General features: G+C 39.5%; 10 protein-coding genes. All 10 read left to right on the forward strand.

Translation table 11 applies throughout. The features are described from left to right. The first annotated feature begins 26 nt into the window (after window positions 1–26). The 10 genes from hisC (at window position 27) to VSA01S_RS11835 (ending at window position 10,693) form a co-directional block, all read left to right on the forward strand. Window positions 27–1,124 carry a histidinol-phosphate transaminase gene (gene hisC / locus VSA01S_RS11795; protein WP_050567323.1) on the forward strand — a complete coding sequence of 366 codons (1,098 nt, stop codon included), beginning with the start codon at window positions 27–29 and terminating at the stop codon, window positions 1,122–1,124. Then, the gene (locus VSA01S_RS11800) at window positions 1,117–2,355 is read left to right on the forward strand and encodes an ATP-grasp domain-containing protein (protein WP_039980703.1); all 1,239 of its coding nucleotides are present in this window, start codon (window positions 1,117–1,119) and stop codon (window positions 2,353–2,355) included. The genes hisC and VSA01S_RS11800 overlap by 8 nt, the downstream gene beginning before the upstream one ends. A gap of 11 nt (window positions 2,356–2,366) precedes the next feature. Next, complete coding sequence (locus tag VSA01S_RS11805) at window positions 2,367–3,686, forward strand: ATP-grasp domain-containing protein (protein ID WP_039980705.1); 1,320 nt, start codon at window positions 2,367–2,369, stop codon at window positions 3,684–3,686. Window positions 3,687–3,704: 18 nt separating this feature from the next. Next, on the forward strand, window positions 3,705–4,793 hold the full coding sequence (locus VSA01S_RS11810) for an LLM class flavin-dependent oxidoreductase (RefSeq protein WP_050567324.1): 1,089 nt from the start codon (window positions 3,705–3,707) through the stop codon (window positions 4,791–4,793). Between the two features lie 129 nt (window positions 4,794–4,922). Then, complete coding sequence (locus tag VSA01S_RS20335) at window positions 4,923–5,048, forward strand: hypothetical protein (protein WP_258007770.1); 126 nt, start codon at window positions 4,923–4,925, stop codon at window positions 5,046–5,048. 462 nt (window positions 5,049–5,510) lie between these two features. Then, the gene (locus tag VSA01S_RS11815) at window positions 5,511–6,362 is read left to right on the forward strand and encodes a sugar phosphate isomerase/epimerase family protein (RefSeq protein ID WP_039980706.1); all 852 of its coding nucleotides are present in this window, start codon (window positions 5,511–5,513) and stop codon (window positions 6,360–6,362) included. Window positions 6,363–6,495: 133 nt separating this feature from the next. Further along, window positions 6,496–7,731: an ATP-grasp domain-containing protein gene (locus VSA01S_RS11820; RefSeq protein ID WP_039980708.1), complete on the forward strand. Its 1,236-nt coding sequence runs from the start codon at window positions 6,496–6,498 to the stop codon at window positions 7,729–7,731. Between the two features lie 6 nt (window positions 7,732–7,737). After that, entirely contained in the window at window positions 7,738–8,949 is a 1,212-nt protein-coding gene (locus tag VSA01S_RS11825) for an MFS transporter (RefSeq protein WP_039980709.1), read from the forward strand. Continuing rightward, window positions 8,946–9,635 (forward strand): hypothetical protein, encoded by a 690-nt coding sequence (locus VSA01S_RS11830; RefSeq protein WP_039980710.1) that lies wholly within the window; start codon window positions 8,946–8,948, stop codon window positions 9,633–9,635. Before VSA01S_RS11825 ends, VSA01S_RS11830 begins: the two co-directional genes overlap by 4 nt. Window positions 9,636–9,649: 14 nt before the next feature. Beyond that, window positions 9,650–10,693 carry a flavin reductase family protein gene (locus VSA01S_RS11835; protein ID WP_039980712.1) on the forward strand — a complete coding sequence of 348 codons (1,044 nt, stop codon included), beginning with the start codon at window positions 9,650–9,652 and terminating at the stop codon, window positions 10,691–10,693. Window positions 10,694–10,883 lie beyond the last annotated feature (190 nt).

A 10,883-nucleotide genomic window follows, 5' to 3' on the forward strand; every position in this document is an offset into this window, starting at 1 on the left:
CTTGGACAAGGTACAAAGAAGTAATTATGAGTAATATTAATAAGTTTATCTCTGAAGGTTTCAGTAAGTTACAACCTTACAAAGCGGGACTCACGACACAGGCCATACAGGCTAAATATGGTATTGATGATGTATACAAATTTGCAAGCAATGAGTCTCCATTTCCACCGTCGGATTTGGCTGTAAAGGCAATCATTGATGCTATTAGCAATACAAATCGTTACCCTGACTACTGTAGTTTGAAAACATCTATTGCCCAGTTATACCAGCTTGGTGCAGATAATGTTTTATTAGGCAGTGGCTCTATCAATGTACTAGACCTATTGTTTCAGGCATTTAGCAACCAAGGAAGCAATGTGGTGTTTACGTCATGTAGCTATTTTGCCTACCCGTTACTTGCGCAAAAATCAGGCTTAAAAGTTAAACTTGCACAAGCAGACGAGCAACTACGTCACATCGCAAGAAACCTAGTTGAACAGTGCGACGAGTATACAAGTCTATTGGTGATTGATAACCCGGGAAATTTCTCAGGTGGGGCTCTGAGTGCTGCTGAGATCGAATCCATTCTAACTGAAGTTAGCAAAGACACCATTGTTATTCTCGACCAAGCTTACGAAGAGTTTACGGATGAATCACGTTTTGTCATTGATAGCGAAACATTTAAACGTTTTCCAAATTTAGTCATTACTCGTACTTTTTCTAAAGCTTATAGTTTGGCTGCGTTAAGGGTTGGATATGCGCTTGCAAATAAAGAGCTGATTGGCTGGTTAAACAGCGGGCAACAGCCTTTTCCAGTATCGAATCTAGGTATTGCGGCAGCAATCGCATCTTTGCAAGACAAAACCTATAGCCAAGAAGTTATAAAAAGCATAAAACGCGGGCGCGCAGTACTTTTTGAAGGCCTCTCGGCGTTAGGTTTGAAGTGCTATCCGAGTAATTCAAACTTTGTGTTGGTTGAATTTGGCGATAAAGCTTCTGAAATTTATAGTCAATTACTTGAGCAGGGTTTTATTACTCGCCAAATGCAGGTGTATCAAAGACCTGACCTGATCAGAATATCGGTAGGCAGTGATGAGGAAAATCATAGACTACTTCATAAAATAGAGGTTGTAATGAATGGCTAATGTCATAATTATAAATCCTTATAACAAGTTTCCAGATTCACCTAGATGGGACTTTGAACTGATTGAATATAACAAATTTATTGACCACAATAATTTTGATGTGACGTATATCGTGGATGAGAGAGGGGAATCTGGCCTTCCTCAAGACATTAGTCGTTATAACAAAGTACTCGTTGATAACTTATCAGATCTGCAAGCATTGCAAAGTACCCTTGAAGGTGTCATTGCACAATTAGGTGAAGTTTACCGAGTTATCTCTTTTTCTGAGGGACATATGGATATGCTTGCTCAGTTGCGTGAGCGTCATAATATTCCAGGTCCAAAAGTGGCAGAAAACCAAAGAGCAAGAGACAAGCTTGTTATGAAAGAGATAATAGCCAACGCTGGATTGCGCGCACCTCATTTTATAGCTATTGACCATAGTAGTCGCGATGAGATCGACGATTTTGTAAATACTGTTGGATTACCTATTATTTTAAAACCCACCGATGGCGCCTCTAGTGTTGGTGTACAAAAGTTAGATTCCTTGGCCTGCCTCGAACAAGCACTCAATAAACTTGAGCAAGGTAATTGGGAGCTAGAGGAATATATTGCAGGAGAAGTATTGCATATAGACGGGTTGATAGATTTGCATGGCAAAGTATGCGTATTGATACCAAGTGTGTATATCAACACCTTGTTTGAATATCTCAGTGGTGTGCCCACTGGCTCATATCTACTACCTCCTAATACCATTAGGTATGAAAATATTAATAAATTTTCAGAGCAGTGTCTCACTGCGCTCGATTTTAAAGGCTGTCCGTTTCATCTTGAGCTTATTGAGAAAGCAGACGGAGAGCTTGTATTTTTAGAAAATGCAGCGCGCGTTGCTGGCGCCGATATTCCTTACATGATAGCCGATTGCACGGGCATAAACCTGTTTGAACAATGGGTTGAAATGATTTTTGGAAAGCAGCCAGAGTTGCCAACTTGGCAGTTTAATTATGGTGCTTGGTTGCTATTTGGTTTACCTCCTCAACTTCCCTGTACGGTAAAAGATGTTAGCAGCTTCATCGACAGTGTCCCCACTTTATATAAAGAACTTATTCCGCAGGTGGGTAGTCAAGTAGATAAAGGACGCGGGTATTGCTCATTACAAGCTGGGCGTTTCATGTTCAAGGGTGAACAATTTGAAGATGTGCAACGAGACGTGCAACTGGTACTGGATAATTTTGATTTCCAAATTTGTTAAAGGAACTATAAGTGAAGACTCAAGCATTTATTTTACTAATCCATCAAGCCCGCTCTCATGTGTACGCGAATTTGATAAAAGGCTACTTATCTAAAATAGATATTAAACCTATCATTATTACCTCAATGCCATTGACTCAAGAGCATGCTAATAAGTTGGCGCAGGTAAGTGAAGAAATATTTATACAAGACACAGATGATCTTACCCAACAAGGGATTGACGATTTTGTCTCTCAAATAAAGCAAAAGTACGATGTAAAAGGATGCTTAGCGACCTACGAAGGCTACCGTTTACTGATGGCTTGGATCAATCAAATATGTGATGTTGTCGATACCAAAGAAGACGATATAAAACGTTGCTTTGACAAACTTCAGTTAAGGCAAATTCTTGTTGAAAACAATTTGAGCAGTGCAGAGGCGCATCTGGTAACTGAAGAACGCCTATCAGAGCTTGAAAATCAAGATGGTAAGTTTTTTATTAAACCTCGCAGAGGTATCGGTTCTTTTTCATGTTTTAAATATGAAAAGGGCATGCCGTACTCGCAAATTGAACGTTTGCAAGATGACATGAAAAAAGACTTACGCTTCAAAAATATTTTCTGTGGAACCTACGATTTTATCTGTGAGTCATACATTGAAGGCGATGAGTACAGCTTCGAAGTATTTGTTCTAGACTCAAATGTTTATGTTGTTGGGACCCACGCGAAGTTTTTAGAGACAATGTTTGGTACTACATTAGAGGTGGCTAACTCATTACCTGCCGCTCAATTGTCAGATAAGTTACAAAAAGAGGGTGAAGACTTTGTTAGAGCTTGCTTGTCTGCGCTACAGATAGAGCAAGGGGCATATCACATTGAAACAAGGTTTGATACTCACACCGCACAGTGGAACATCATTGAAATAAACCCACGTATGGGGGGGGCTTTAATCAATCAAAGCGTAGGGGTTTTTACAGAGCAGTATGATTTTATTCATATGTGGATATTGTCTCTTATTTACTCGCATGGTGAAAAACGTGCTGAACTTAAAGACGTTTTATCGCAGCTAAGAGAGAGTAAACGGCGCGCTGATAATAAAATTAATAGTGCGTCGGTATTCATCAGTAAATACGGTGAGCCTGGTAAAACATTGGCAAAATTGTCGGTAGAGCAATTGCGACGTACACCAAATATTTGTGAAATAAGCGCAACGGTTGGGACTAAGCTACCTGCATCGAACCGAGGTATTTTTCTTCTTAATGCGCTTTGGAAAGTTGAAGCTAAAGATCTTGCAACGGAACTTCCATTTCTAAACCAGGTACTCGAAGAAGATTTAATCGTCGAATATGAGTAAATAATAAAGGAATTCAATATGAGTAATGTAACTGAACCAGCACGTTTTATGTGGAATGTGCCTGTAGGTGGCAATGTAAAAAAAGACAATTCAGGGGTCAAGTCTATTTTTACATTCGACGTTGACGAGTTAATTAAATATGCCCAAAAGGCAGAAGCGATGGGAATAGAGCAGCTTCTTTTGGGTGTTGGTTATCACTGCGCAGACGCTTTTACCTACATCGGGTCTTTGATACGCGCTACGAAGAAAATTAAGTTTATTATCGCATACCGTGCTGGCATGGTTGCACCCACTACGTTTGTTCAAATGATCAACTCGTTGTCTGGTTTTGGTGAAAATCGTGTTTCTATCAATATGGTTGCGGGTATTTCACCGGTTGAACAAAAATATTACGGAGACTTTTTACCCAAAGAAGAGAGACAAGCGCGCCTTGATGAGTTTATGAGTGTATGTAACTTGTTTTGGGATAACAAAGGGCCGGTCAACTTTACTGGCAAGTATTACCAAATCGAAAATGGCGAGTTGCACATTGGCTATTCCAATGAACCAGAACGGCCTGAAATGTTCTTCAGCGGTAACTCAGATACATCTCGAGAATTAGCAGCTAAGCACAATGCTATTTGGCTTAGATACAGTGATACCGCAGAAAATATTGCAAATAGTGCTAAGCCGTGTATCGAGTCTGGTAATCAAATGGGGATACGCATGTCGGTGATTGTGCGCCCAACCAGAGAAGAAGCATTGCAACGTGTAGATGAAATGCTAGATGGTACCGATCCTAAGTGGGCTAAGTTTTTGACCGATTTTATGAAAACTTGTGACTCACAAGCGGTAAATGATATTTGTAAATTAGCTGAAGATGCAGGAAACAGCTGGTTAAATGACATCTTATGGACAGGCGCTATTCAGATTCGAGGTGGCTCTTCTTTGGCTATGGTGGGAGATCCAGATCAAGTCGCTGACTATATTATGCAGTACAAAGCGGGCGGTGTTTCGACTTTCATCATGCAAGGGTGGCCACATTTAGATGAAATGAAATTCTTCACAGAGTTAGTGATCCCTAGAGTAAGAGAAAGAGAAGTAAAGTTACTAGAACAGAAAAAGTAGCCTGAAGTGACGTTTTAATCTAGTACCCTGGGGACAGGAATAGATCACGAACGTTTTTTAATCAAGAATGGTTCGATTTAACGATCACATTTAGCCGTGATCATATACTCCCTTTTTAGGGAGAGCGTCATGCCTACGTCATATGAGCTTGAATATGCTCCGAGAAGTGCCAACCAAACTAAGTATTGTTGGGAAGCAAAAGTGATTCATGATGAATACATCCATATTAGAGCCAGCATTGAATATTGGTTTTAGTTAGAAGATAAAGCCAACACTCATGCGGTCGCCCTAGGTATGTTTATATTGGTTTGACTTTCAGTAAATAACTTAATTTTAGAACAGTATATAAAGCTGAAAAGTGAACTTGATAAATGCACTGCAATATATATGAGTATCAAGCTTTGATTTAAAAACTTGATAGTAAGTAATTTAATTACCATAGGCAGTATATTGCTACTTGTGATTGTTTTGGGTCTAAGAGAAGGCACTCTATGGCCTCTTGGTGTGGCTTTCGGTTTAATTGCGACGACCATTGTTACGATTATTATGATGCCTTTTTCATTAACTCCTAAAGACAGAGCTCCATCCTTTAGCAAGGAAGAGGTCATATTGTAATTTTATTTTTTGAGTCTAATTAAAGTGAGCTTTTAGATTAACTATTTATGTGATCAAAAAAGGTAAATATAAAGTTTTGATAAGGAAAGAGACGGTGTACAAATGACTATTAAACTAAAACTACCTCCATTTATGAATGGTTCTGTGATCCAACAGTATCATATTGCGGAAGAAGGTATGATGCATGCCTATAATAATGGCTATAGCCATTGGTACATTGACGGTGCAAACGAGGAGGATGCGCCACATAACTGGTCAGAAGAGCGAATTCAAAAGTTACATAAAAAAATGGCTGAGCTAAACGTTAAGCCAGTTTATCACGGTAACTTTAAAGTACCTTTAGCCAGTGATGTTACTGAAATTCGTAGATCAGCTCAACAATTTTTACGCTCAGAGATCGAGTTGTCGGCAAAACTTGGCGCACCACTGATATTACATGGTGGTGGCATTGTAGAGCCACGCTACGTAAAAAAAGCCCTAAGCGAAGCAATCGAGGGTTATGTTGAAACAGTAAGAGAGGCCAAAATCTATGCAGACGAAGTGGGATGTGAATTGTGGTTAGAAAATCTATCAAACTATCAAAGATTCCACCCATTTTATTATGTGTTTACTAATATTGATCACTATCGCTATGTATTGGACCGTGTTCCGGGCGTAAAAATGCTGTTTGATGTTTGCCACGAGTCTGTTGGTGGCGGAGACCCTGTTGCTGTATTTAACGAACTTCATGACCGTATCGCAGCGTTTTCATTCAGTGATACCGATGGTGAGCGCGACTCTCACTGGCCACTAGGCATGGGGACTATAGACTTCCAAGGTCTAATTAATGCGGTTGTTGAGCATAACTGGCAAGGCCTAATTGCGTTTGAAACTCGTGATGTGGATCCAAAAGAAAATATAAGTTATATCAATGAGCTATTCAACAACACATCGCCTATTTCTGTTGCCGTTTAACACATTTAAAATCATTCAAATGAGCAAGTGAAAGTTGTGTGTAATGCATGACTAGTTTTCGAATTTCTTGGCCTGACTATTCAGTTGTATTGTGTGCTGAATAGCGGCCTTTACCCTTTTTCAAGGTTACAGCATGAAAGTATTAGTTATTGGAAACGTACGCCCTGGACACAAGGCGTTGGTCAAAATGGGTCATCAAATTACCGTATTGATGAAAAAATCGCACGGCCATGAACCAGACATTAAATTTCCTTATGAAAATTTGATGTTATTGGATGATGACGCATCCTTTGACACATACATTGAAATTGCAGCAGCGCTTCATGGACGTATTGGTTTTGAAAGAATGGCGTGTTTCAACGACACCTATCAAGAGATCGCAGCGTTAGTTGCTAATAAAACGGGTATTTCCTACCCACACAATCAAACCCTAGTTAAAACGCTTAACAATAAGTTTTTAACCCGTCAGTGTTTAGCCAGCAAAGGCATGGATGATACTCCTCATAAGCTTGTTTACAGTGCTCAAGAGCTACAGGATTTTTACCTAACAAATTTTGCTCATTCACAAAAGAGCATGATAGTTAAGCCGCTCGAAGCCAACGCAAGCCTTGGTGTCTCTAAGGTTGATAATCTTGACCAGCTAGAAGCTGCGATTAATAAGCTCAATGATTTATCGTTAGCCTTTCCTGTTATTGCTGAAGCGTTTTTAACGGGGAAAGAGTTTAGTGTGGAGGTGCTCTCAGAAGGTGGTTTGCACCTTATTTTAGGAATCACTGAGAAAATTAAGGATGAAGAGACATTTATTGAGTTAGGGCATGTATTTCCCGCAGAACTTGCTGAACAGACAAAAGCGAAAATAGAGCAATACGTGTGCAACATGCTAGATGCATTAGGTGTGAGGCAAGGCCCCAGTCACACTGAGATCATTTTAACTGATGAAGGACCTAAAATAGTAGAAACGCATGCAAGGGTTGGTGGCGATGGTATTTTTACTTTGATTGAGTTGGCCACCGGTGTTGATATTTACGAGTGCGAAGCAAAGCAATCATGCGGCGTGCCTGTGTTGGAACAAGTAAAAGCGCAGCAGAGTATAAAACAAACCGCAGCTATCTTATTCTCCGGGCTTGGTTTTGAGCAAACCGTGCATTTGTCAGAAGTCCATGGCTTAGAGGAAGCGAAAGCACTTGAAGGTATAGAAAATGTTAGCGTTTTGAAAAAATCTGGAGATCTGTTACCGCCAATGACCAGTAGCCGTGAGCGAACGGCGTGTGCAATGGGAGTCGCACAGAATCAAGAACAAGCTTTAGCATTGTGCAAGAAAGCACTGAATACGCTGTCATACTCATTATCTCACAAATCTACATGGTGATTGACTATGTCTTGGATTGTATTTAGTGAGTTTTCAATCAATGTCGCACGAGGGCTATTTACGCTTGCTTTGGGCATGATGTTATACCAGTCAACTGACAATTTGTGGTCATTTGCTTTTGTTTATGCAAGTGAATTTTTTATTGGTCTAATGGCTCAAGGTTATGCAGGCTCCTGTGTGGATAAATTCGGTGCTAAAAAAATACTGCTTTTAGCCGCGTTAGTTAACGTAATGATACTTGCAGTACCCGTTTTAGCTGGTGTTGAGGGAAATGCTCAATTAATTATGTTCGTTGCGTTTGCACTGAATATGATTCGACCGTTTTTAAGAGCTGCTATTTTTGCACTTATTCCAATGTTAGGTAGTGACGCCAAGCTTGAAAAAATAAACGCATACACATCTATGGCATTGCAGTGTGGACAAGTAATCGGCATGGTGCTTGCGAGTGTTTTATTAGAGTTTACCTCGCCTTTTTGGGTGCTGTTCACCGTGTTTTCAGGTTATGTATTAGCTTTGGTTTTTTATTTTCTAACCGTGTTGGCAATTCAAGTTACAAAAGAAGCTGAGCACTCATCGAAGCCGGCTTCTGGTTCGTGGCAAGAAGTGACTGCCTACCTTAAAGAGAATAAAAATCGACTCTTCATATTTGTTTTTCCAAGTATTGATTACGCTTCGTTAGCTTTATTTAATTTATTGCTGGCACCTGCTGTAAAGCATAACTTTGACGATTTAGCTCGATGGCTTTCGTTTATTGATGGTGCATTTGCTTTTGGTGCCATAGTAGGCGGGCTTATTGCGTCAAGACTAAAACTTAATGATAAAAATCGCTTTGAAGTAAGCCTGTTATTACTTGTTGTATGCGCGATGATTTTTATTGGCTACTCAATGAAAGCTTCTGGCTGGTTTATTTTGCCTGTTACTTTTGTGTATGGCGTACTTATCACTATCTCGACGGTTGCTTGGATAGCTGCTCAACAAAGGTGTGCTAAAGACGAGATAAAAGGGCGACTTGCTTCGGTTCGCTATATTTGTAATGCCAGTTTTTCTGCCGCTGCAGCATTTTTGCTCTCTTACTTTAATGACTTTAGTTTCTACACCGCCTGTATTGCTGCTTCAGGTTTATTAGTCATGTGCTTTGTTTTGGCCATGTTACTGAAAACGGATGATTACCAACGAATATTTTTAAAATCAACGCGTATTAACGGAGTGAAAATATGAGTTACGTGAACTGTCAATTGGACACAGTAACCAAGTTAAACGATTCAGTATATAAGGTAGTGATGACCCCTCAGGAAGAGGTAAATTACAAGCCAGGACAGTATTTGAAATTAGGAATTAAAGACAAAGAAATTTCTTTTTCAATCACATCCTTATCAAACGTCAAAAACATTGAAATACATGTTGGTGGCTGCAAAGTAACAAAAAACATCCCAGATGCTGTTGCTCATTTTATGGTAAGTAAAGACGTTAAAGCCAAAATAGGTTTGGGTAACGCATACTTTAAATCAAACGATCGCCCTGTCATATTATTTGCAGCAGGTACAGGCTTTGGCTACATCAAATCAATTAAGGCGCACTTACAAGAGTTAGCCTATCAGCAGGACGTTTACTTATATTGGGGCGTCCGAAGTGCAAAAGATTTTTACGAATATGAAAACCTTTGTGCATGGGCAAAAGAAAACGAGTGTTTTCACTTTATTCCTGTAGTTAAAGAGTCTGATGACTTATGGCAGGGCCGTACTGGAGGCTTAGTTGAAAATGTATTGTCTGATTTTGACGATTTTTCTGGCTTTGACATTTACCTTGCTGGGCGTTTTGACCTGATGCTTTCTACGCGAACAGCCTTTATCGAAAAAGGCGCACGTTCAGAGAATATGTATTCAGACGCTTTTGACTATATCTAAACTTGGAGTTTAAAGTGAAAGTTAAAGTAATCGCTGAAAAGCTAGAGACAAGCAACGCGAAGACTATTCGTTTTAGTCCAGTTGATTCTCATGTAATGTCATTTATTCCCGGTCAGTGCTGCTCTTTACAAGTGGAGTTAGAAGGAAAGTTACACAAGCGTTGTTATTCTTTCTCTAGTATCCCAAGGGCAAATGGGACGTTTGATATTACCGTAAAAAAGGTCAATGGTGGAATGGTTTCTAAACATTTGGTAGAGACCAATCTAGTGGGGCAAGAATTTGAAGTGTCTCAGGCTTTTGGTGAGTTTAACGAAGAGAAACTCACCAGTGCCAAATCTATCGTTTTTTTAGCAGCTGGTAGTGGTATAACGCCTATTTACTCAATGTTAAAAAGCTTAAATGCGAACAGTACTGTATCTGTTACCTTACTTTACTACAATCGTAGCCGCAATGACGTGATATTTTACGATCAGTTAAAAGCATTTGGCCGAGACCAAGAAAATGTCACGGTACATTTATTTAGCTCTGAGTTTCCAACCTGTGACATGTATCATGATAAAATCAGTCCAATGAGCATAAAACGCTTGTGTCCTGATATTGCAACAAGCAGTGTTTCTATTTGTGGCCCAAGTGGCTTTATGGACAGTGCACAGAGATTTGTATCTAGACTAGGTGTGAATGAGTCATGCATTCATAGAGAGTTTTTCACTAATCTTGTGTTAGAGGACAAATCTACAACGAAAGATGCGCAGGACGAAAAAGTAGAGGTCCAGTTCTTGTGTGCTAAGAAATCAGTAAGAGCCAGTAAAGGTGCGTTATTACTTGATGTTATCAAAGATAATAATATAGCACTTAGAAGTGAATGTTGTATTGGCTCGTGCGGCGTGTGCAAAATTAAATTGAAAAAAGGAAGTGTTAAAATGAATCATATAGGAGGACTTAATCCTGTTGATGAAAATAATAATTATATTTTGGCTTGCTGTTCTAAGTTAACTGGGAATCTTACTGTAGATTTAGATGAAAGTTCAGGGTTCACCAAGGGTGGGGTTGAGTCTTAGTATTTGCAAATAAAGAACTTATGGGAAGGAGTTGTTGATTCGGTGTGACGTGGTATAGCTAGCGTTTTCAATATATTTGGATGATTTTGTCTGATATATTTATGTTTCATAAGGTTAGGGTATTTCTTCTCCAGTTCACTGCCGTACACGCAGCTTAGAAAACGCTTTCATTGGGCTTGTTGTAAAAATT

The organism is Vibrio sagamiensis NBRC 104589, assembly GCF_007990935.1.
GTDB lineage: Bacteria > Pseudomonadota > Gammaproteobacteria > Enterobacterales > Vibrionaceae > Vibrio > Vibrio sagamiensis.

Bases quoted from the DNA above. Each gene is read 5' to 3' on its own strand.
- hisC (WP_050567323.1), top strand. From the start codon at position 27: ATGAGTAATATTAATAAGTTTATCTCTGAAGGTTTCAGTAAGTTACAA.
- VSA01S_RS11800 (WP_039980703.1), top strand. From the start codon at position 1,117: ATGGCTAATGTCATAATTATAAATCCTTATAACAAGTTTCCAGATTCA.
- VSA01S_RS11810 (WP_050567324.1), top strand. From the start codon at position 3,705: ATGAGTAATGTAACTGAACCAGCACGTTTTATGTGGAATGTGCCTGTA.
- VSA01S_RS20335 (WP_258007770.1), top strand. From the start codon at position 4,923: ATGCCTACGTCATATGAGCTTGAATATGCTCCGAGAAGTGCCAACCAA.
- VSA01S_RS11815 (WP_039980706.1), top strand. From the start codon at position 5,511: ATGACTATTAAACTAAAACTACCTCCATTTATGAATGGTTCTGTGATC.
- VSA01S_RS11820 (WP_039980708.1), top strand. From the start codon at position 6,496: ATGAAAGTATTAGTTATTGGAAACGTACGCCCTGGACACAAGGCGTTG.
- VSA01S_RS11825 (WP_039980709.1), top strand. From the start codon at position 7,738: ATGTCTTGGATTGTATTTAGTGAGTTTTCAATCAATGTCGCACGAGGG.
- VSA01S_RS11830 (WP_039980710.1), top strand. From the start codon at position 8,946: ATGAGTTACGTGAACTGTCAATTGGACACAGTAACCAAGTTAAACGAT.